General features: G+C 36.5%; 19 protein-coding genes. 10 read left to right on the top strand and 9 right to left on the bottom strand.

Annotated elements, in window-relative coordinates; all coding sequences use genetic code 11:
- Positions 1-119: 119 nt before the first annotated feature.
- On the bottom strand, positions 120-899 hold the full coding sequence (locus tag SM124_RS09915) for a CPBP family glutamic-type intramembrane protease (RefSeq protein ID WP_322446367.1): 780 nt from the start codon (positions 897-899) through the stop codon (positions 120-122).
- A gap of 172 nt (positions 900-1,071) precedes the next feature.
- On the opposite strand from SM124_RS09915, the gene SM124_RS09910 reads away from it, so the two are divergent.
- A complete protein-coding gene (locus tag SM124_RS09910) occupies positions 1,072-1,365 on the top strand; it encodes a DUF1871 family protein (RefSeq protein WP_322446366.1) in 294 nt (97 codons plus the stop codon).
- Positions 1,366-1,481: 116 nt separating this feature from the next.
- Here SM124_RS09910 and SM124_RS09905 read toward each other — a convergent pair whose 3' ends face one another.
- A complete protein-coding gene (locus tag SM124_RS09905; RefSeq protein ID WP_322446365.1) occupies positions 1,482-2,327 on the bottom strand; it encodes an alpha/beta fold hydrolase in 846 nt (281 codons plus the stop codon).
- A 365-nt stretch (positions 2,328-2,692) separates the two neighbouring features.
- Between SM124_RS09905 and SM124_RS09900 the strand changes: the two genes are divergently transcribed.
- Both SM124_RS09900 and SM124_RS09895 read left to right on the top strand, forming a co-directional pair.
- Positions 2,693-3,193, top strand: coding sequence for an Lrp/AsnC family transcriptional regulator (locus SM124_RS09900; protein ID WP_322446364.1), 501 nt, complete (start codon positions 2,693-2,695; stop codon positions 3,191-3,193).
- Positions 3,193-4,359 (top strand): aminotransferase, encoded by a 1,167-nt coding sequence (locus SM124_RS09895; protein WP_322446363.1) that lies wholly within the window; start codon positions 3,193-3,195, stop codon positions 4,357-4,359. Before SM124_RS09900 ends, SM124_RS09895 begins: the two co-directional genes overlap by 1 nt.
- 146 nt (positions 4,360-4,505) lie before the next feature.
- Here SM124_RS09895 and SM124_RS09890 read toward each other — a convergent pair whose 3' ends face one another.
- Both SM124_RS09890 and SM124_RS09885 read right to left on the bottom strand, forming a co-directional pair.
- A complete protein-coding gene (locus SM124_RS09890; RefSeq protein ID WP_322446362.1) occupies positions 4,506-4,862 on the bottom strand; it encodes a helix-turn-helix domain-containing protein in 357 nt (118 codons plus the stop codon).
- Between the two features lie 102 nt (positions 4,863-4,964).
- Positions 4,965-6,308: a sodium-dependent transporter gene (locus tag SM124_RS09885; RefSeq protein WP_322446361.1), complete on the bottom strand. Its 1,344-nt coding sequence runs from the start codon at positions 6,306-6,308 to the stop codon at positions 4,965-4,967.
- A gap of 450 nt (positions 6,309-6,758) precedes the next feature.
- Between SM124_RS09885 and yugI the strand changes: the two genes are divergently transcribed.
- Positions 6,759-7,154 (top strand): S1 domain-containing post-transcriptional regulator GSP13, encoded by a 396-nt coding sequence (gene yugI / locus SM124_RS09880; protein WP_322446360.1) that lies wholly within the window; start codon positions 6,759-6,761, stop codon positions 7,152-7,154.
- A 205-nt stretch (positions 7,155-7,359) separates the two neighbouring features.
- Here the strand turns inward: yugI and SM124_RS09875 are convergent, their stop codons facing one another.
- A complete protein-coding gene (locus tag SM124_RS09875) occupies positions 7,360-8,778 on the bottom strand; it encodes a sigma-54 interaction domain-containing protein (RefSeq protein ID WP_322446359.1) in 1,419 nt (472 codons plus the stop codon).
- Between the two features lie 289 nt (positions 8,779-9,067).
- Here SM124_RS09875 and pruA point away from each other — a divergent pair, with 289 nt between their 5' ends.
- The 3 genes from pruA to SM124_RS09860 all read left to right on the top strand — a co-directional run bounded on the left by pruA (position 9,068) and on the right by SM124_RS09860 (position 13,640).
- Positions 9,068-10,615, top strand: coding sequence for an L-glutamate gamma-semialdehyde dehydrogenase (gene pruA, locus SM124_RS09870; protein ID WP_322446358.1), 1,548 nt, complete (start codon positions 9,068-9,070; stop codon positions 10,613-10,615).
- A gap of 456 nt (positions 10,616-11,071) precedes the next feature.
- Positions 11,072-12,271: an ornithine--oxo-acid transaminase gene (locus tag SM124_RS09865; protein WP_322446523.1), complete on the top strand. Its 1,200-nt coding sequence runs from the start codon at positions 11,072-11,074 to the stop codon at positions 12,269-12,271.
- An 85-nt stretch (positions 12,272-12,356) separates the two neighbouring features.
- The gene (locus SM124_RS09860) at positions 12,357-13,640 is read left to right on the top strand and encodes a Glu/Leu/Phe/Val family dehydrogenase (protein WP_322446357.1); all 1,284 of its coding nucleotides are present in this window, start codon (positions 12,357-12,359) and stop codon (positions 13,638-13,640) included.
- A 70-nt stretch (positions 13,641-13,710) separates the two neighbouring features.
- Here the strand turns inward: SM124_RS09860 and SM124_RS09855 are convergent, their stop codons facing one another.
- Positions 13,711-13,944: a DUF378 domain-containing protein gene (locus SM124_RS09855; RefSeq protein ID WP_322446356.1), complete on the bottom strand. Its 234-nt coding sequence runs from the start codon at positions 13,942-13,944 to the stop codon at positions 13,711-13,713.
- 276 nt (positions 13,945-14,220) lie between these two features.
- Here SM124_RS09855 and SM124_RS09850 point away from each other — a divergent pair, with 276 nt between their 5' ends.
- The 3 genes from SM124_RS09850 (at position 14,221) to SM124_RS09840 (ending at position 17,730) form a co-directional block, all read left to right on the top strand.
- Positions 14,221-15,384 (top strand): iron-containing alcohol dehydrogenase, encoded by a 1,164-nt coding sequence (locus SM124_RS09850; RefSeq protein WP_322446355.1) that lies wholly within the window; start codon positions 14,221-14,223, stop codon positions 15,382-15,384.
- 498 nt (positions 15,385-15,882) lie between these two features.
- The gene (locus SM124_RS09845) at positions 15,883-17,232 is read left to right on the top strand and encodes a glucose-6-phosphate isomerase (RefSeq protein ID WP_322446354.1); all 1,350 of its coding nucleotides are present in this window, start codon (positions 15,883-15,885) and stop codon (positions 17,230-17,232) included.
- Between the two features lie 90 nt (positions 17,233-17,322).
- Positions 17,323-17,730: a YugN-like family protein gene (locus SM124_RS09840; protein WP_322446353.1), complete on the top strand. Its 408-nt coding sequence runs from the start codon at positions 17,323-17,325 to the stop codon at positions 17,728-17,730.
- 1 nt (position 17,731) lies between these two features.
- Here SM124_RS09840 and SM124_RS09835 read toward each other — a convergent pair whose 3' ends face one another.
- The 3 genes from SM124_RS09835 to SM124_RS09825 form a co-directional block, all read right to left on the bottom strand.
- Positions 17,732-18,673 (bottom strand): potassium channel family protein, encoded by a 942-nt coding sequence (locus SM124_RS09835; RefSeq protein WP_322446352.1) that lies wholly within the window; start codon positions 18,671-18,673, stop codon positions 17,732-17,734.
- A 172-nt stretch (positions 18,674-18,845) separates the two neighbouring features.
- A complete protein-coding gene (locus SM124_RS09830) occupies positions 18,846-19,802 on the bottom strand; it encodes a polysaccharide deacetylase family protein (RefSeq protein ID WP_322446351.1) in 957 nt (318 codons plus the stop codon).
- Positions 19,803-19,972: 170 nt separating this feature from the next.
- Positions 19,973-21,319 carry a S8 family peptidase gene (locus SM124_RS09825; RefSeq protein WP_322446350.1) on the bottom strand — a complete coding sequence of 449 codons (1,347 nt, stop codon included), beginning with the start codon at positions 21,317-21,319 and terminating at the stop codon, positions 19,973-19,975.
- Between the last annotated feature and the right edge of the window lie 32 nt (positions 21,320-21,351).

Below are 21,351 nucleotides of genomic sequence, written 5' to 3'. Positions count from 1 at the left end.
TTCTATAAATCTATAAAAATAGACCTGGAAGGAATCTAAGCTGAAAAAAGAATAGGGGGCACGATCAGATGAAATCGTACCCCCTTACAATTATAATGCTTACTCATTATATACATAAATTAATTAAAAATATGCATCCAGACAGTGAAGTTAGCAATATGGAAGAACATATGAGCAATCATGGCATAGATAAGCCCTTTCTTCCAGAACAAATATCCAAAGAAAATTCCTACGATTCCATTTAATATTAAAGCTCTAGCAACGAGGGCGGTAGTAAGTTCGCCAAAAACTTGTGCTGTTGCTGGTAAGTGGCCAGCACCGAATAAAAGAGTTGCTCCAATAATTCCTGTCCAGTAAATCCAGCTTGGAATGTTATTTGTTTGTTTTCTAAATAATTTAGTTACAATCCAAATAATAAGAGTCATAAGGAACAATCTCATTAGGATTTCTTCCCATATTCCCCCGTAAATCACACTCATTAAAAATGATTTTCCCCAAGACGTTGGTGCTATCGTTTCCTCAAGAGTTGGTAGTAGAGGTATAAAAACAAACTTATCTAAAATAATCATAATTAAAGAACCTAGTGAACCACCAATGGCAGCATATACAATCCAATTCTTTGCCCATTTAAACGAATAGTCACGATCTACTAATGAACGAAAAAACGGAACTTCTAAATTCACCTTACGTATTAACGACAACCCAATAAAACTCGTGATAAAAGTTAATACTACCTGTTGGACAATTGAGATGATATTTAAGACAAGTACAGAAGGAGCATTCTCTTGTCCTTCTAATAACTCAGCCAGGGCTGCTCCCTGTACCCATATAAGTGTAAGTGTTGCAATTGCACCTAAGAATGCAAATAGTAATGAAAGTTTTAAATTATTTTTTACCATATTTCTTCATCTCCCTATATATCTATTTCTTATTCTGAAATTACCTCATTGGCCTTTTTCATACATATGACGTTGATAGTTAGGAAATCGTTCATTTTTTTCAAAGGAATTTGAGAAAAAAATTATAAACCTTGCAAAAGCCTTTCCGAAAGCAATCTAATAATGTTAAGATATGAAAACAAATAGAGAAGAATTAGGTGATTTTATGGAAATGCTTAAAATGAATCTAAGTCTATTAGAGCTTCTTTCGAATTGGGACCCACTAGGATATGGGATAGGGAGTTATGATACAGAAATAGCAGATACAATCCAGGCTGTTCATATCATGAATGATCAAGACAAACTTGCACGAAAAATTCAAAGTATCTATGAGTTTTCTTTTGAAGAAATCATCCCTCTAGATGAATGTAGAGAAATTGCCGGTAAATTATTGGTAATAAAAAATGAAGAATCATGTTCATTATGATTTTTTAAAGCAAAAAGGTTCAAATCCTAGGTGATTTGAACCTTTTATATTTATGTGGCACTAGCTATTACACCTATAACATCAATCGTTGTAAAAACGACCCTTTTATAGTAGTCCTATTGATATGAAGGAACTTTTCTTTTTAAAAACGTATGGATATGGTTAAATACATCGTTTGGTCTCTCTTCAGGTACAAGATGGCCGGTATCCTTTAAAACAATTAGGTCAGAATTTTTTAAATCTTGATTTAGTCGTTTCCCAACAGATAAGGGAACAACCCTGTCATGTTCTCCCCAAATTAATAAGCAAGGGGTTTTGATTTCACCAAGCTCATTTTCTGATAGCTCTTCCTCACGGTGGCGAATCATTCTTGTTAATCCTTTAAAAATATCGTTCTCTAAAAAGGGAAGGGTGTACCCATAGAGCATCTCGTCATCAATTAAAGAGTGATCATGAACCACATTTTTTAAATTTTGCTTAACACCCGAACGGGATAACCAAAACTTTACATATAAATGGAAGTAAGGGATGTAACTCGAAAAGACTAATGGAAGCTTAGAGCGCTTTAAATAACCTGAGCTACAAAGTAACACCGCATTTTCAACTATATCAGGCCTCAAATGACTAATTTTCAAGGAGATTTGCCCACCCATTGAATGCCCAATAACCGTTATTTTATTAATATTTAAGACTTGAATTAACTGAACAATGGACTTTGCGATATTATCATAGGAATAGATGAATTTAGTCGATTTCCCACTTTTTCCAAAAGGAGGGAAGTCAACAGAAATGACATTGTATTCCTCTTTTAAAAACGGAATTAGGCGTCGAAAACTAAAGGTAGAAGAAAGAAACCCATGTATTAATAAAAGTGTTTCCTTTTGAGAAGAATGCTTATAATACTCATAGTATAAGTCATTTCCATTTATCAATTTCGTACCCGTAATCAAGGTTTGCTTCATCTCACCTATACTCCTTATCAATTGATTTTGCTTATTCTTTCCTTTTTATTTATAACACATTCTCCGATTTAAATTAGGTTGTTTTAAAGTTTTTACTTAGAGGTTAATTTACTTTAAAAGCCTGAGTTGATTGGAGCGGAGGGTACTTGACTCCTGCAGGAATAGAGGAAATGGGAGACCCCACAGGCGGAACGCCGAGGAGGCTCCCATTCCTCCCTGCGGAAAGCAAGTGCCCGGAGCGGAAATCAACGGGTTATGTACAAAGCAAAGTCATTTGGACTAGTAGCCAATAAGTATAAAAAATGTATATTGTAACTGCGTTATTTTTTGCTATAATTGAACTATTTTAAATGGAGGGGTAACAAATGAAGTTGTCTAATCAAGAGATTGAGCTACTTGAGATTTTGGAAACAGATTCTCGAATCCCTATGGATCATTTAGGCAAAATGATTAATTTAAGTATACAAGAAACAGAAGAAATGATAAAAAAACTAGAGAATTCAAAAATCATTGTCCGTCATACTTCTGTTATTGATTGGTCGAAGGTTGAAGGACATGAAGGCGTTACAGCCATGATTGACGTTAAAGTTACTCCGAAAAGAGGAGTAGGTTTTGACGAAGTGGCCCAAAGAATATACCGATTTAAAGAAGTGAAGTCTGTATATTTAATGTCAGGGGCTTTTGATTTATCGGTTATTGTTGAAGGAAAGTCAATGAATGAAGTAGCAAGATTTGTCTCTGAGAAATTATCTACCCTTGACTCCGTTATATCAACAACCACCCATTTTATATTGAAAAAATATAAACATGACGGGACCATTTTTGAACAAACAGATGATGATAAACGAATGTTGGTGTCTCCTTAATGAAAACGACAAAAAGTTACTTATCTAAAACAGTTGAAGATTTAAAACCTTCTGGAATTAGACGATTCTTTGATTTAGCCGCTAGTATGGAAGGAGTTATTTCATTAGGGGTAGGGGAGCCTGATTTTGTTACCTCATGGTCTGTTCGAGAAGCCGCCATTTTATCACTAGAGGAAGGCTACACCTCCTATACGGCGAATGCAGGATTACTAGAATTAAGACAAGAAATATCGTCTTATATGAACAGAAGCTTCAATGTGTCTTATTCACCCAACACGGAGATTATTGTAACAGTTGGTGCTAGCCAGGCGATTGATATAGCTTTAAGGGCGATTGTTAATCCTGGGGATGAGGTTATTGTGATTGAACCTAGTTTCGTTTCTTATGTTCCAATTGTGAATTTAGCTGGCGGAACGGCTGTAACTGTACAAACAAAAAAGGAAAATGACTTTAAAATTTTACCTTCTGAGCTGGAACAGGTTATAACGAAAAAAACGAAGGCCATTATGCTATGCTCTCCAAATAATCCAACGGGTGCCATGCTTAATAGAGAAGAGCTTATTGGAATAGCCTCAATAGCAGAGAAGCATGATTTGCTTGTATTATCGGACGAAATATATGCTGAGTTAGTTTATGACGAAGAGTATGTAAGTTTTGCTGAGTTAAAAGGGATGAGGGAAAGAACCATTTTGATTTCAGGATTTTCAAAAGGGTTTGCTATGACCGGCTGGCGTTTAGGTTTTGTATGTGCCCCGGAAGAAATATCTCAAGCAATGTTAAAAATTCATCAGTATACCATGATGTGTGCACCTACGATGGCTCAATTTGCAGCTCTTGAAGCATTAAGAAATGGTAGAGAAGATGTAAATGAAATGAGAAAAAGCTACAGACGTAGAAGAAACTACTTTGTACAATCACTAAATGATCTAGGATTGGACTGCCATCAACCGGGCGGAGCGTTTTATGCCTTTCCTTCTATAAGAAGAACCGGTTTATCATCTGAGCAATTTGCAGAAAAATTACTATTAAAAGAAAGATTAGCCGTTGTCCCTGGAAATGTGTTCGGTGAAAGTGGGGAAGGACATATTCGTTGTTCTTATGCTTCGTCTATGGAGCAACTCCAAGAATCCATAAATCGATTAAAAAAGTTTTTAGAGAATGTATAGGCATGAGGCAGGCTAATAGGCTTGCCTCTTATTTTTTGAAATCAAAAAAAAGAAGGACAACCAGAAGGCTGTCACTTCAAAAAAGGGGGGGAATACTAGAAAGCTTTATACAAATATGATTACCACTATCCCCAAATTTTATACATTCATTGATATTTAATTTCATAAAGTAATTGCATCACTCTTAAAAAGTCTTCTTCACTAATCTCTTTTGCTTTGCGTAATATTAACTTCGCTTTTTTTGTCCCTATTTCTTGAATGAGCTGTTCTAATTCTAAATCAATTCCTACTTGATTCGTTTGAACCTCCTGCTCAAGGATGTCAGATGCAGGAACATCAAGAACGGTCGAAATTTTTAATATCGTTTGAGTTTCAGGAATTTGTTCGCCAGATTCATACTTTTCAATTGTCCCTGTACCAACCCTCGTTTTGAGTGCTAACTCTTGTAGAGACATCCCTCGTCGTTCACGATAAAATTTTATATTGTTTCCGATAGTACTCATGGACCGTCATCCTTTCGTAAACAATTAGCTGTTAATTTACTATTATTTTAACATCACAAAAGTTGTTTCTTGACTCCCCTTCTTGAACATTTCGTTACATATCTACATTAACCCTATTGAATTCAAGAAGACGAGTATAATGGCTACCGGTACAATAAAACGGATACTTACATACCAAATATCAAATAACACACCTAATCCTGAAGTACCTAGTTCTAATTCCTTTTTCACCAATGTTCTAGGCATTCTATAGCCAACAAACAAGGAGATTAATAAAGCTCCTAACGGAAGACTAATATTACTGGTTAGATAGTCTGCAGCGTCAAAGAATGTTTTATTGAAAATAAGAAAATCGGACATAATGCCAAACGATAAAGCACTAGGGATACCAAATACAAAAATCAATAGGCCTGCTACCCAAGCAGTTTTCTTTCGTCTATTCGTCTCATCTTTAGCCATAACAGCTACAATGATTTCTAAAATAGAAAACGCTGAAGTTAGTGTTGCAAATAATAATAAAATTAAGAAGATTGTTAGAAATACGCCCCCAAATGCGATTTCGTTAAAAACAGCTGGTAGGACAACAAACACTAATCCAGGTCCTTCTCCTGGTTCAAATCCTAAAGCAAATACGGCTGGAAATATGACTAATCCTGCCAGAAGGGAGATAAAAATGTTTAATCCAACTACAGAAAAAGCAGATTTTACAATACTTTCTTCTTTAGATAAATAGGATGAATAGGTGACCATGACTGAAATACCAACACTAAGGGCAAAGAAAGATTGTCCAAGTGCCAGAAGAATCGTTTCAGCACTAATTTCATTAAGATTTGGTTTAAGGAAAAACTCTACCCCTTGTGAAGCCCCTTCTAAAGTTAAAGAGCGTAAAACTAATACGATAAAAAGGATAAATAAAGCTGGCATCATATATTTACTAGCTTTTTCAATCCCCTGTTGAATCCCACCTTGTACAACTATAATCGTTAATATCATAAATAAAAACTGAGCCAAAACGGATTCAATAGGATTACCAATGGTGTTGCCAAATAATTCCCCGTACTGTTCTTGTGATAAACCAGATAAGGCCCCAGTCAAACTTCTCCATAAGTAAGAGAGAATCCATCCACCAACAACACTATAAAAAGAAAGGATGATAAACGAGACAATGACTCCTAAATACCCTAAAAGTGGCCATGCGGAACCTGGTGCAATTGTCCGATAGGCTGAAACTGCGTCCTTTTGTGTAGAACGTCCAATGATAAATTCAGCGATTAAAATGGGAGCACCTATGAAAATAGTCAGTAAAAGAAAGATAATAAAGAATAACCCTCCACCGTTCGTTCCGGCCATATAAGGGAATTTCCAAATGGCACCTAGCCCAATCGCAGAACCAGCTGCAGCTAGAATAAAACCAAGTTTCGATGTCCACTGTTCATGCTTTTTCATGCCCCAATACTCCTTCGTTAAAAAATATATTTTTCAATCTTACTATGTTTCCTTAGAAAAGAATAGGGTAGTTTTATGTATGAAGCGTTTACATGATAAAATTAAGGACAAAATTATTATTTCCATAAAAAGCGCATATAAAAGGTATGATTAATTATAAGGATTGTTAAATTTAGTGATGGACAAAATATTATTGTCTGAATAGTAAAGTATGCTTATTACAAAAGTGGGTAAAGGGTCCTTTTTGATAAATAGCTGTCTTTATGATATAATCTTTAATTGCGTATAAAGTGAAACTTTCTCGGTTGGTTTTAAACATTGAACGGGTGTAGATATAGTGGATTAAAGCCACTTTTTTGAATACATTTACCGAGAGCTGTTGAACCAAAACGTGATTTCGTTTTGGCTTCATGTGTATAGGAATTTAAATAAAAACTTAGGAGTGTTTATATGTCAGAGAAAATCGAAGTAGGCAGTGTTATTAAAGGTAAAGTTACAGGAATTCAACCATACGGTGCATTCGTTGCACTAGATGAAAATACTCAAGGATTAGTTCATATCTCAGAAGTTACTCACGGATTCGTTAAAGACATCAACGAGCATTTAAAAGTGGGCGATGAAGTAAACGTTAAAGTTCTTTCAGTTGATGAAGCGGCTGGAAAAATTGGTCTATCCATTCGTGCAACTGAAGAAGCTCCAGAGGTTCCTGCTGCAGCACCGAAGGCAAAAAAGCAACCTCGTAAACGCCAAGCAGCGGCAGCAATCAAACAAGATACTGAAACACCACAAGGCTTCAATACTCTTAAAGATAAATTACAAGAGTGGATTGAGCAATCTCAACGTTAATAATCAAATGATAAATTGGAAAAAGATCGAGCCTAGCTCGGTCTTTTTTCGTAATTTATTTTAGTGCAAAAACTATTTGCGTTTTTAATTATTTGTTGTTTGGTTATAACAGCTAGTAAATTAGCTTCATTCAAAGATAATAAAATATGTAAACTGGAGACAAAAAGGGCTAGCCAAAATTTTTCTGGGACTAGCCTCATCTATATTATCTAACTATTTCTAGATTGTGTTTCTTAATTCGGTATTGAAGATTTTGCCTGCTGATTCCTAGGGCTTTTGCCGTTTTTGTTATGTTGTATTCATGTTGTTGAAGGGCTTTATTCAAATAATAGGTTTCTACTTCTTCCATATATTGATCAAGCGGTTTAATTTGCTTTCCTTTTTGTAAAAGAAGATCATCTAGTTCAGTTGTTTGGTTTACGCCTGTTTGGAATTGTGGCTTCCTTCTAAATTGAATCGGCAAATGTGAATAGGTGATGGTTTCTTCTTGATCCATCAAATTCATGGTCCCTTCAACTATATGTTCTAATTCACGGACATTTCCTGGCCAGTCGTACTGTAAAAATCTTTCAAGAACCTCTTCGTCTATTTCTTTTACATTCATACTGAACAATTGGTTATATTTATCTATGAAAAATTGTAATAAGTCACTAATATCATTTTTCCTTTCCCTAAGTGGGGGGATAAATAGAGATACCACGCTAAGTCTATAATATAAATCTTTTCGAAGTCGATCATTAGATATCGCTTCAATGGGATCTTCGTTGATGGTTGCGATAATACGGACATCCACTTGTCTGTCCTTCGTATCTCCTACTCTTCTAACCGTTTTTTCTTGAATCACCCGTAAAAGCTTAGCTTGTAATGCTGGGTTTAAAGAGTTAATTTCATCTAAGAGCAAGGTTCCCCCTTCTGCTTGTTCAAATAACCCAGGGCGTTCTACCGAGCCTGTAAATGCCCCTTTTTTTGTTCCAAAAAGAAGTCCCTCTATCAAACTATCAGGTAAGGCTGCACAGTTCTGAGAAATGAACGGTTTTGACGATCGATTGCTCCCGTTGTGTATACTTTGAGCAAATAATTCTTTACCAGTTCCAGTCTCTCCAACAATAAGAACAGAGGAATGGGTACGAGTCGCTCTTTTACTTAATGTAATAACCTCTTTAATTTGTGAACTGTTCCCGATAATGCTATCAAAGGTGTATCTAGTATCTCCTTTGTTAAGGATATTTTCACGAATAATTTTCTCAAGCTTAGTAACATCACGGGCAATTTCCATTGCGCCAATCCGAGTATGGTTTTCTATTATAGGAGAGGTATGATTAATGGTTGTGATTTCTTGTCTTTTATTATTGAAATAAGTTTGTTTGGCATTTTTAATGACAGTTCCTTTGTGTAGAGCTTCTAGGAGGGTACTGTCTTCGTTCTTGTTAAAAGAAAATACATCTAATAAGTTTTTATCAAGAACATCCTCAATGTTCATTCCTTCAATTTCACGCATTTTTTTATTATAAATAATAGTCTTACCATCGGAATTAACGACGTGAACGCCAACGTCTATTTCATCTAATATCTTTTGATAGATTCGATTCTTCTGTTGAACTTCTTCCATCAATCTTTTTGACATGCTGGTTGTACTCCTTTGTGTGTGGTTGATATTATTGTATAGGTGTGTGCACATGGGTGCAATATTTTTTTGCATTAATTCTGCATAAACCGGTTACATAGTGCAAACTATTTTTGCTTTCTTTAATAAGAATAGTACTATAACAATGGTTGGTATAGTTGGCACGGAACTTGCATTAAGATTAGATGAGCTTTAATGCGTGTAACGCGTGTAAGACATACTAAATCTTTTGCAGAGATGATTTAAAGATGATCTGTAAAATTAAAATATTTTTAAGGGGATGGATAGAATGGTACAGCCTTACAAACATGAACCGTTTACTGATTTTACAAATGAAACAGAACGTGAAGGTTATTTACAAGGGTTAAAAACAGTAGAGAGCTATCTTGGCCAAGATTATGATCTATTAATCGGCGGAAAGCGCATTTCTACTGAAGATAAAATTGTTTCTAATAATCCGTCTAATAAAGAAGAAGTGATCGGTCGCGTATCAAAAGCGAACCGTGAGCTTGCTGAAAAAGCGATGCAATCAGCTGTGGAAGCATTTAAAACTTGGAAAAAAGTGAAGTCGGAAACTCGTGCGGATGTGCTTTTCAAAGCAGCAGCGATTATCCGTCGTCGTAAACATGAGTTTTCTGCTCTTTTAACAAAAGAAGCAGGAAAGCCTTGGAAAGAAGCGGATGCAGATACAGCAGAAGCAATCGACTTCTTAGAATACTATGCTCGTCAAATGCTAGCAATTAAAGATGGTGTTCCAGTAAACAGCCGTCCGAATGAATTTAACCGTTATGGATATATTCCTCTAGGAGTAGGTGTCATCATTTCTCCTTGGAACTTCCCTTTAGCAATCATGGCAGGTACAACTGTAGCGGCGATTGTTACAGGTAACACAGTTCTTTTAAAACCAGCTTCTACTACTCCAATTGTAGCGGCTAAGTTTGTTGAAGTAATGGAAGAAGCGGGTCTTCCTGCAGGTGTTCTAAACTTCGTACCAGGTAGCGGTGCAGAAGTGGGAGACTACTTAGTAGACCATAAAGATACACGTTTCATCTCATTCACAGGTTCTCGTGATGTGGGATTACGTATTTTCGAACGTTCTTCTAAATTAAACGAAGGCCAAATTTGGTTAAAACGTGTGATCGCTGAAATGGGCGGTAAAGATACAATCGTAGTGGATAGCGAGGCAGATTTAGAACTAGCAGCACAATCGATCGTTGCGGGTGCGTTCGGATTCTCTGGACAAAAATGTTCTGCTTGCTCACGTGCGGTAATCGTTGAAGATGTGTATGATCAAGTGTTAAATCGTGTCGTTGAATTAACTAACGAATTAACGTTAGGAAACCCTGAAGAGCAAAGCACATTCATGGGTCCTGTTATCGATCAAAGCGCATTTGATAAAATTATGAGCTATGTGGAAATTGGGAAACAAGAAGGCAAGCTAATGACAGGTGGAGAAGGAGACAGCTCTAAAGGTTTCTTCATTAAACCAACAGTTATTGCAGACCTTCAGCCAAACGACCGCTTAATGCAAGAAGAAATTTTCGGGCCAGTGGTTGGTTTCACGAAAGCAAAAGATTTCACAGAAGCAATCGAAATCGCAAACAACACAGAGTACGGCTTAACAGGTGCGGTTATTACAAGAAACCGTGCACACATCGAGCAAGCTCGTGAAGATTTCCACGTTGGAAACCTATACTTCAACCGCAGCTGTACAGGTGCGATTGTTGGTTACCAACCATTTGGTGGATTTAACATGTCAGGTACAGATTCTAAAGCAGGTGGCCCTGACTACTTATTACTGCACATGCAAGCGAAGACTACTTCTGAGATGTACTAATTTAGGAAGTGCGGGTGGATCTTGGTTTCGCTGATAAATCAGGATGAGCGCGGATATATTAAATTTTTCGCGGATAAATCAAAATAAGCGCGGATATACTCAAATTTTCGCGGATAAATCAATAAACGCGGATATATTAAATTTTTCGCGGATAAATCAAAATAAGCGCGGATATATTCAAATTTTCGCGGATAAATCAAAAAAAACGCGGATATATTGAAAAGTTCGCGGATAAATGAAAATTCCCCACGTTACTATTAAAATTAACGCAGTATAGAGGGAGCTAAACAAACTAAAATTAGCTCCCTCTTCATTCAATTACAGCAGTTTACCGCAAATTGTTAACACCCTTATTCTGGTCGTGTTAAAATTAGCGGTAAATTCACCTAGAACAAGGGACACTACATGAGGAAGCATCCACATTCATGTAATCAATTAAAAGGAGTGACATTGTTTATGACAGAAGCAACTAAATCAAGCTCGATTATTGAACAAACAGAAAAGTATGGTGCGAATAACTACCATCCACTACCAATCGTAATTTCAAAAGCAGAAGGAGTTTGGGTTGAGGATCCGGAAGGCAACAAGTACATGGATATGTTAAGTGCTTATTCAGCGGTTAACCAAGGGCACAGACATCCAAAGATTATCCAAGCGTTAAAAGATCAAGCGGACCGTGTTACATTAACTTCTCGTGCGTTCCATAATGATCAACTTGGACCATGGTATGAATTAATTAGTAAGCTAACTGGTAAAGAAATGGCCCTACCAATGAACACGGGTGCAGAAGCGGTAGAAACTGCAGTTAAAGCAGCTCGTCGTTGGGCTTATGATGTAAAAGGTGTGGAAGATAACCAAGCTGAAATCATTGCATGTATCGGTAACTTCCACGGTCGTACAATGACTGCTGTATCTTTATCATCTGAAGAAGAATATAAGCGTGGATTTGGTCCAATGCTTCCAGGAATCAAGCTAATCCCTTATGGAGATTTAGAAGCTCTTAAAGCAGCTATTACTCCAAACACGGCTGCATTCTTAATTGAGCCAATCCAAGGGGAAGCTGGTATTGTGATTCCGCCACAAGGCTTCATGAAGCAAGCTTTTGAAGTATGTAAAGAAAATAACGTCCTATTCATTGCAGACGAAATTCAAGCTGGTTTAGCTCGCTCTGGAAAAATGTTTGCTTGTGAGTGGGAAGATGTGAATCCTGATATGTACATTTTAGGTAAAGCACTGGGAGGGGGAGTATTCCCAATTTCATGTGTAGTTGCGAATAAAGATGTATTAGGCGTTTTCAATCCTGGTTCACACGGGTCAACATTTGGTGGGAATCCGATGGCTTGTGCAGTATCAGTAGCATCTATGAATGTATTAGTAGAAGAAAACCTTGCTGAGCGCTCACTTAAGCTAGGAGAATATTTTATCAGCAAGCTTAAAGAAATTAACAACCCAATTATTAAAGAAGTACGCGGACGCGGTTTATTTATTGGTGTTGAATTAACCGAACCAGCTCGTAAGTATTGTGAAGAGTTAAAAGAAGAAGGTCTATTATGTAAAGAAACTCATGATACGGTTATTCGCTTTGCTCCTCCTTTAGTAATCAGTGAAGAAGATTTAGACTGGGCAATCGAGCGTATTAAAAAAGTATTAAGCTAAAACATGTTTAGGCTCTTTTTGCCTTGTAAAAGGAGCCTAAGTTAATGTTCATAAATTTTATTTTTCAAATTGAAGAGGTGCCACGATGGGAGCTACAAAGGTAGTAGAAGAGAAGAATCAACAGATGGAAGAATCACTAAATCTTTTTACTTCAACACAGGTTGTAATCAAAGAAGCTTTAATGAAACTTGGTTATAACGAAGATATGTATGAGCTTTTAAAAGAACCTTTAAGAATGTTAACCGTGCGTATTCCAGTTCGAATGGATGATGGGTCAGTTAAGATTTTTACTGGTTATCGTTCACAGCACAATGATGCAGTAGGACCAACAAAAGGTGGAGTACGCTTCCACCCTGAAGTGAACGAAGACGAGGTAAAAGCATTATCAATGTGGATGAGTTTAAAGTGTGGAATTGTTGATTTACCTTACGGCGGAGGAAAAGGTGGAATTATCTGTGATCCAAGAACCATGTCAATGGGTGAGCTTGAGCGCTTAAGTCGCGGTTACGTCCGTGCTATTAGTCAGATTGTTGGCCCAACAAAAGATATTCCAGCACCTGATGTTTATACGAATTCACAAATTATGGCTTGGATGATGGATGAATATAGCCGTCTTCGTGAATACGATTCACCTGGCTTCATCACAGGTAAGCCACTTGTGCTTGGTGGTTCACAAGGCCGTGAAAAAGCGACAGCACAAGGGGTAACCATCTGTATTGAGGAAGCAGCAAAGAAACGTGGAATTTCTATTGCAGGGGCTCGTGTGGTCATCCAAGGTTTTGGGAACGCTGGTAGCTTCTTAGCTAAGTTTTTATATGATGCAGGTGCAAAAGTAATTGGCATTTCCGATGCATATGGTGCTCTTTACGATCCTAATGGATTAGATATTGATTATTTATTAGACCGTCGTGATAGCTTTGGTACCGTTACTACTCTTTTTGAAAATAAAATTTCAAATGAAGAGCTACTAGAACTAGATTGCGATATTCTTGTTCCAGCAGCAATATCAAACCAAATTACAGCTAAAAATGCTGCGAATATCAAAGCTTCCATTGTTGTTGAAGCAGCAAATGGTCCAACAACGATTGAAGGTACGAAAATATTAACGGACCGTGGAATTTTATTAGTTCCTGATGTACTAGCTAGTTCCGGTGGTGTAACGGTTTCATACTTTGAGTGGGTTCAAAACAATCAAGGATATTATTGGAGCGAAGAAGAAGTAAATGAAAAGCTTCATAAAGTCCTTGTTCAGGCATTCAATAATGTTTATGAAACAGCACAACAACGCAGAGTAAATATGCGACTAGCAGCTTACATGGTTGGAGCAAGAAAAATGTCTGAGGCTTCAAGATTTAGAGGTTGGGTATAACCATACAAAGAAAAGGCATCTATCCTTAATAAAGGATAAATGCCTTTTTTGGCATGAAGCCAACTTTAAATTATCGAGTAGGCCTAGCCTCTGGTTCCGTTTCTCTTGCATCATTTGTTACAAATAATAAACCTATGTTGATTAGACCAGCGATACCAACTAAGCCATAAACGATTCTAGCTAAAGCAGAATCTTGGCCGCCGAAAATAGCTGCTACAAGATCAAATTGGAAAAATCCAACTAATCCCCAGTTGATTGCTCCAATAATGGTAAGAACTAGTGCAATACGTTGTATAGTACTCATCTGTTATTTCCTCCTTTAAAATGGATTCATTTAGTATAGTGATACGGAACCCATAAATTTATGCATGATTTTAACCCGGTTTACTAAAAAATATTTAGTCAGAAAAAACTTATTACGTTCAGGCAATGAAATAGGAATACAGTTTAAAATGAGAGATAATTTGGAAAGCTAAAATGCAAGTTAGGTCTAGTCACTTTTATGGCCATTCCCCAATCTTTATTTTTGCATTCGAAATATTTTTGATTGATAATATGTATTGAAAAGGAGGAGATTTCATTGCAAAATTTTACTTTTTGGAATCCCACAAAATTAATTTTTGGTAAAGATCAGCTTATTGAATTAAAGAATGAAATACCTAAATACGGTAATAAAGTTTTAGTTGTTTATGGTGGGGGAAGTATCAAGCGTAACGGATTGTATGATAAGGTCATTGACCTATTAGATGAAATGCACGCTGAAGTATATGAACTACCTGGTGTAGAACCCAATCCGCGTTTATCTACTGTACATAAAGGTGTTGAAATTTGTAAAACAAATCAAGTAGACTTCCTTTTAGCGGTTGGTGGGGGAAGTGTTATTGACTGTACAAAACTAATTGCTGCAGGTGCTAAGTATGATGGAGATGCATGGGATTTAGTAACGAAAAAAGCCTTTGCCCATGAAGCTCTACCATTTGGAACAGTTTTAACACTGGCTGCTACTGGTTCAGAAATGAATTCTGGTTCTGTTATCACAAACTGGGAAACGAACGAGAAATACGGATGGGGTAGTCCGGCTGTTTTTCCAAAGTTCTCTATTCTTGATCCTGTAAATACATTCACAGTACCTAGAGACCAAACGGTTTACGGTATCGTGGATATGATGTCTCACGTATTCGAACATTATTTCCATCCAGAAGGAAATACAATATTACAAGATCGTATGTGTGAGTCTCTTCTAATCACTGTTATGGAAACAGCACCAAAATTATTAGAAGACCTAGAAAATTATGAGCATCGTGCAACCATTTTATATAACGGCACAATGGCTCTTAATGGAATGCTTTCAATGGGCTACCGCGGAGATTGGGCAACACATAATATCGAGCACGCTGTCTCAGCTGTTTATGATATCCCGCACGGCGGAGGGTTAGCAATCCTATTCCCTAACTGGATGAAACATAATTTACAAGTTAACGTTGAACGCTTCAAACAGTTAGCTATTCGTGTATTTGGAGTAGATCCACAAGCGAAGTCAGACGAAGAAATTGCCCTAGAAGGTATCGATAAACTGCGTGAGTTCTGGAATAGCATTGGTGCTCCTGCTCGCTTAGCTGATTACGACATCGACGACAGCAAACTAGACGTAATGGCTGACAAAGCAATGGCAAACGGAGAATTCGGTAACTTCAAAAAATTAAACCATGACGACGTTCTAGCTATTTACAAAGCATCACTATAAGATTAGAGAGATGTGTAGACTGTTATGTTTACGCATCTTTTTTTAGGTTATATGTGTTTTCATTTTTAAAAGTCTTAGTTGATTGGAGCGGAAGGCACTTGACTCCTGCAGGGATAGAGGGAATGGGAGACCCCACAGGCGGCACGCCGAGGAGGCTCACATCCAGAAAGAATCTGCTCTTTGAAAAAATCGGCTTTTGGATTTTTTCATGATTCTTTAATCTCCCTGCGGAAAGCAAGTGCCTGGAGCGGAAATCAACGGGCAACATTCAAGAAGCTTTTTTATAAAAACAGACTAAAAACCAGCAAATCGTAATATATTAAGACTGTTTGAACAATGTCTAAAAATATTTCATAATTGGACACGCTTACATAATAGAACTATTCTTGATAACTATCACAGCTTTCGGGTAAAGTGATAAGGGAGGCTGTTTTACATAGTTCTTTGATAAACACAACAAGGTATTAGCCCAGAATACATATTAATGGAGGACCAAACATGACTCACGTTAGCTTTGATTACTCAAAAGCACTTCAATTTTTTGGAGAACATGAAATTACATATTTACGTGACTTTGTAAAAGTTGCTCATCATTCTTTACATGAAAAAACAGGAGCTGGAAGTGACTTTTTAGGATGGATTGACCTTCCTGTTGAGTACGATAAAGAAGAGTTTAGTCGCATTCAAAAATCAGCCGAAAAAATTAAAAGCGATTCGGATGTTTTACTAGTAATCGGTATTGGTGGTTCATACTTAGGAGCTCGTGCTGCTATCGATATGTTACAACATAGCTTTTACAATGCATTACCAAAAGAAAAACGTACAACTCCACAAATTTTATTTGTAGGGAACAACATTAGTTCAACCTATATGAAAGACGTAATGGACTTATTAGAAGGAAAAGATTTCTCTATTAACGTTATTTCTAAATCTGGTACAACAACTGAACCAGCTATCGCTTTCCGTTTATTCCGTAAGCTGTTAGAAGAAAAATACGGTGTAGAAGAAGCGCGTAAACGTATTTATGCTACAACGGATCAAGCAAAAGGTGCGTTAAAAACTCTAGCTACAGAAGAAGGCTACGAGTCATTTATTATTCCTGATGATGTTGGAGGCCGTTATTCTGTTTTAACTGCCGTTGGACTTTTACCAATTGCTGTGAGCGGAGCGAACATTGAAGAGATGATGAATGGAGCAGCTCAGGCTCGTGAAGATTTTAGTCATTCTGAATTAGATGATAACTTAGCATATCAATATGCAGCTGTTCGAAATGTTCTTTATAACAAAGGTAAAACGATTGAGATGTTAATTAACTACGAGCCAGGTTTACAATACTTTTCTGAGTGGTGGAAGCAATTATTCGGTGAAAGTGAAGGTAAAGACCAAAAAGGAATTTTCCCTTCCTCAGCAAATTTCTCTACAGATTTACATTCACTAGGTCAGTATGTTCAAGAAGGTCGTCGTGACTTGTTTGAAACCATTATCAAAGTTGAAAAACCTCGTCATGAGCTGACTATTGAAGAAGCAGATAACGATTTAGATGGCTTAAACTATTTAGCCGGTCAAACCATTGACTTTGTAAATAACAAGGCATTTGAGGGTACGATGCTAGCACATACAGATGGTGGAGTTCCAAACTTAATCGTTTCGATTCCACAAATGGATGAGTACACATTTGGTTATCTAGTTTATTTCTTTGAAAAAGCTTGTGCAATGAGTGGATACTTATTAGGAGTGAATCCATTTGACCAACCGGGAGTAGAAGCTTATAAAGTAAATATGTTTGCTTTATTAGGGAAGCCTGGTTTTGAAGAAATCAAAGCAGAGTTAGAAAAGAGACTGAAATAATACACAATTCCCCTTGAGTGTTAGTCAAATGTTGATTAACACTCTTTTTTTTGGAGAAACTAAAAAAAAGCTTTGAAGGGGGAACTTGTAATGATTGAGATACCTTCACGTGTAGAAGGAGCACACTTTGATTTATATAAGCTTGAGCAGTTACTGAAACCACTTGGATATACCATTGGCGGTAACTGGGATTATGACCACGGCTATTTTGATTATAAAATAGATGATGAGGTGGGCTATCAATTTTTAAGGTTACCATTTCATGCAATTGATGGTCAGTTAGACTCAAATGGTTGTACAGTTGCATTAGATAGACCGTTCTTACTATCACATAAATACCAACGAGGCTTAGATGACCACGCGCATACAGATAACACTTCTGCTACTTTTAATCAATTCTCTGAACCAGTTGATAAAGATGCAAGCTTTCCTGATAAATATGTAGACCTAGGAAAGTCGTTAGTTTCTGAGCTAGAAACAACCTTGCAAGTTGAATAACTTATTCAATTAAATATTTCTCTATAAGCAATAGTTGATCATTAGTTTCAATTGTATAGTCATTAGGAGGATTCACGATCGTGTTTTCTCCTCTTTTTATACCTAGTAACAGTGTTCCTTGGTGTAATAGTACAGAGTTAGCATCAAGAAAACTTTTCCCTACAAAAGGGTCAGCTTCTGAAAAAGATAATTTATTTCCATTCAAATGATCTAACAAGGGAAATATGGATTCAGCAATGCCTTCATCCGTTAGACTATTTACCATGACAAAACTTGTTAAAATATTGGATTGAATGACTTCATCTGCACCGGCCCTTTTAGCATTGGAAATTTGTTCAGTTGTAAGAATTTCGGCAATGCAATGAACCTTTGAATTTAACCCTTTTATGGCGAGTAGAGTTAATATGGTAAACATATCAGCTTGAAGTTCATCCTTATTCTGATCAGCTGTTATAAGCACTTTGTCAGCGCTAAGGATATTGGCTTTTATTAAGACATCATCCCGGTTAGATCTTCCCCTAATAAAATGAACAGAGTGATTCAGGAGGGGATTCTTTTCTAAAGTCTCATCAATTAGAATAATAGAACGATATTTATCTTCATTTTGAACCCTATTAATGATTTCCCTCGATCGTTCATTCCAGCCAATGATAATAAAATGATTTTTTCCTTTATACATAACTTTTCCTTCTATAAAATTGTTTTGTTTTGTTACAGTTGCTGTTGCTAAAGTAATAAAGTAAGTAGATACAAAACCTGCACCTAATAAAATCAACGTGATTCCCACTATTCTTCCTAAAATAGTGACTGGTGCATAATCTCCATAGCCTACAGTTGAAGTCGTTATGATTGCCCACCAGACACCTTCAAAAACAGTAGGGAATGTTTGTGGCTCAATCCAAAAGATGATTATGCCAAAAGAGAACACAAAAATTAAAGCCATAAGAAGTATTCGGGTTATCAAAGGAAGTCTAATGAAATTTCTATAGAAATGGTGTGGCAAATGTTTCACCTCGGTACAGCTCAGTTGTTTACATTATGGACATATAGAACTTAATATAATCAAAAAAATAGCAAGACAAAAAACGTGATTCCGAGTAGGAATCACGTTTTTATCATAATCTCTTGTCTTTCCAAAAATTCATCATAACATGTTCTTTTGGATTGTAGGCTTCAATGGTGTATCCATTTTTTTTAAGATAATCAATGATTTCAGGTAATTTCTCGGCAGTACCTTTTCGATCATGAAATAAAATGATAAATGGCCCCTTTTTACCTTTAAGTCCTGCTTTTACGTTAGTGAGAATTTGATTTGGATTGCTTCTTTCATATTTCCAATCTAATGTATCTATATTCCAATCCCACATTTTGTACCCTTTTTGTGCTAATGGATCTCGGAATGATTTATTCATATATGGTTTACTGCCATAAGGTACTCGTGTCAGTTTACTATCAAACTTTGAAACTGATTTTAAGGTCTTTCTAGTTTTCTCCATTTCTCTCATTACATTGAGTGGACTACCCATATATAATTTATATTTATCATGAGTTACACTATGTAATGCTGGGTAGTGCCCTTCTTTCACCATTCTGTTAACAGTTTTAGGATTTCTCTTTATGTTACCTTCTATCATAAAAAAAGTAGCTTTTACTTTCTTCTTTTTAAGGGTATCTAAAATTTTTGGAGTATATTGATTAGGTCCATCATCAAACGTCAAATAGACCATTTTTTGTGGGTTTTTCTTTTTTACTTTTTTCTTAGGTTTTTTTACTTCCTTTGGCTTTTCCTCTTTAGGTTTTTCTTCTTTCGGTTTGTCCTCTTCAGGTTTTTCTCCTTGAGGATTGTCTTCCTTAGGTTTTTCGTCTTCCTTTGGCTTTTCCTCTTCTTGAGTGTCCTTGTCCTCAGGCTTTTCCTCTTCTTTAGAAGTTTCTTCTTCTTTACTTGTTTCTCCCTCTGTTGCTGTTTCCTCATCTTTAACTGTCTGATCGTCTTTTGCCACTCCTAAAGTCGGTAGGAAAAAGAGACCGAGAAGTACAGTCAACGATAAAAGAATCCTAGTAATCTTATTCATTTAATTCCCCTCTGTCTATATCATTCTGTAATTCTAGTTTAAACAGAAATGTGTCGAAAGGAAATAGAATTTAGCTAAAATTGTTATTTTTTCTTTTATTTCCTATATGAGGGGATTTTTGAATAGGGTTTTATACACAAAAAAGAGCAGCGGTTAAGCTACTCTATAAGTTATAAGTTATTTGCCATTTTTAGTGCTTCGTCTACGTCGATTAAGCCGTAACCGTAATAGCTGTCTTTACCGCGTTTTCCGATATCATAGGCTGAGCGTTTAATCACTTCCATGACTTCTTTATTACTCAACTCTGGATTGGTGGCTCTAATTAATCCTGCTAAACCTGCCACGTGTGGAGAGGCCATTGAAGTCCCGGATAATGATGCGTATTGTTCTTGAAAATAGGTGCTTGGAATATCTAAGCCTGGTGCGGTTACATCAATATAATTTCCGTAGTTTGAAAAGAAGGCTAAGTCTCCTGTATAGCTTAAGGCAGATACGCTTAATACCTCTTTATAAGCTGCAGGGAAGCTAGGTTGATCTGTACTATCGTTACCTGCTGCTGCGATTAGTACGACCCCTTTATCATATGCATAGCGTACCGCTTCTTCTAAAAGGACAGAAGGTTGATAATTCCCTAAGCTAAGGTTGATGACATCGGCACCGTGATCAGTTGCCCAAATGATCCCTTTTGCAATGTCAAAAGTGTAACCAAATCCATCCGTACCCAACACTTTAATGGGCATTATTTTACCATACCAGTTTAGACCGGCCACTCCCTCACGATTGTTCGTTTGAGAAGCGATTACACCGGCTACATGCGTTCCATGTCCGTTTTCATCATTTGCATCACCATTATCTTTTATTGCGTTATATCCTCTAATTAGTTTCTTTTTTAAGTCAGGATGATCTAAATCTACTCCTGTATCAACTACTGCTATCGTAATATTTCGATGACCCTTTGATGTGTTCCAGCCATCTTCCGCGCGTATGGCACGGAAATTCCATTGATATCTTTCTTTATAAAAAGTATCGTTTGGAGGGTCGACGTTATTTTGTAAGAGAATAAAATTAGGTTCAGCATATTCAATGGATTCGTTTTTTCGGAAGTAATTTAATAAGTCTGGTGTTTCTAGACTTTTTGAACGAAATACATAGATTGGACCTAATTTTTTGATAAACTCCCCATCATTAATTTTAGAAATTTCATTAAGATGTTTTTCATCGGGTACCTCTTTAAATTTTACTGCAACGTCATGCTCATAGTAGTGACTTTTATCTTTTTTATTATGATGGATAATGTGAACTTCCTTATCTTCGTTAAGCTTTCTTGTTCTGGATTCATTGGTGTATAAGTGATTTAAATCTAAATATTTTTGTGGCTCATTTTCAGTATCTGTCTTTGTCATCCTGTATTGTTGGGGCTGGTCATCATCTCGATTAGGCACGATACGATATAAGCCAATGCCTAATATAAGCACAAAAGCAATAATTAATACGACAAATGAGTTTCTTGTTCTCATATTAAACACCTCTAGTATGTTCTACTATTTAT

Origin of the sequence: Robertmurraya mangrovi (genome assembly GCF_034427655.1) — a bacterium.
In the GTDB taxonomy this organism is placed as follows: Bacteria; Bacillota; Bacilli; order Bacillales; family Cytobacillaceae; genus Robertmurraya_A; species Robertmurraya_A mangrovi.
This window is presented reverse-complemented; position numbering and strand designations above follow the sequence as displayed.

Bases quoted from the DNA above. Each gene is read 5' to 3' on its own strand.
- SM124_RS09915 (WP_322446367.1), bottom strand. From the start codon at position 899: ATGGTAAAAAATAATTTAAAACTTTCATTACTATTTGCATTCTTAGGT.
- SM124_RS09910 (WP_322446366.1), top strand. From the start codon at position 1,072: ATGAAAACAAATAGAGAAGAATTAGGTGATTTTATGGAAATGCTTAAA.
- SM124_RS09905 (WP_322446365.1), bottom strand. From the start codon at position 2,327: ATGAAGCAAACCTTGATTACGGGTACGAAATTGATAAATGGAAATGAC.
- SM124_RS09900 (WP_322446364.1), top strand. From the start codon at position 2,693: ATGAAGTTGTCTAATCAAGAGATTGAGCTACTTGAGATTTTGGAAACA.
- SM124_RS09895 (WP_322446363.1), top strand. From the start codon at position 3,193: ATGAAAACGACAAAAAGTTACTTATCTAAAACAGTTGAAGATTTAAAA.
- SM124_RS09890 (WP_322446362.1), bottom strand. From the start codon at position 4,862: ATGAGTACTATCGGAAACAATATAAAATTTTATCGTGAACGACGAGGG.
- SM124_RS09885 (WP_322446361.1), bottom strand. From the start codon at position 6,308: ATGAAAAAGCATGAACAGTGGACATCGAAACTTGGTTTTATTCTAGCT.
- yugI (WP_322446360.1), top strand. From the start codon at position 6,759: ATGTCAGAGAAAATCGAAGTAGGCAGTGTTATTAAAGGTAAAGTTACA.
- SM124_RS09875 (WP_322446359.1), bottom strand. From the start codon at position 8,778: ATGTCAAAAAGATTGATGGAAGAAGTTCAACAGAAGAATCGAATCTAT.
- pruA (WP_322446358.1), top strand. From the start codon at position 9,068: ATGGTACAGCCTTACAAACATGAACCGTTTACTGATTTTACAAATGAA.
- SM124_RS09865 (WP_322446523.1), top strand. From the start codon at position 11,072: ATGACAGAAGCAACTAAATCAAGCTCGATTATTGAACAAACAGAAAAG.
- SM124_RS09860 (WP_322446357.1), top strand. From the start codon at position 12,357: ATGGGAGCTACAAAGGTAGTAGAAGAGAAGAATCAACAGATGGAAGAA.
- SM124_RS09855 (WP_322446356.1), bottom strand. From the start codon at position 13,944: ATGAGTACTATACAACGTATTGCACTAGTTCTTACCATTATTGGAGCA.
- SM124_RS09845 (WP_322446354.1), top strand. From the start codon at position 15,883: ATGACTCACGTTAGCTTTGATTACTCAAAAGCACTTCAATTTTTTGGA.
- SM124_RS09840 (WP_322446353.1), top strand. From the start codon at position 17,323: ATGATTGAGATACCTTCACGTGTAGAAGGAGCACACTTTGATTTATAT.
- SM124_RS09835 (WP_322446352.1), bottom strand. From the start codon at position 18,673: ATGGCTTTAATTTTTGTGTTCTCTTTTGGCATAATCATCTTTTGGATT.
- SM124_RS09830 (WP_322446351.1), bottom strand. From the start codon at position 19,802: ATGAATAAGATTACTAGGATTCTTTTATCGTTGACTGTACTTCTCGGT.
- SM124_RS09825 (WP_322446350.1), bottom strand. From the start codon at position 21,319: ATGAGAACAAGAAACTCATTTGTCGTATTAATTATTGCTTTTGTGCTT.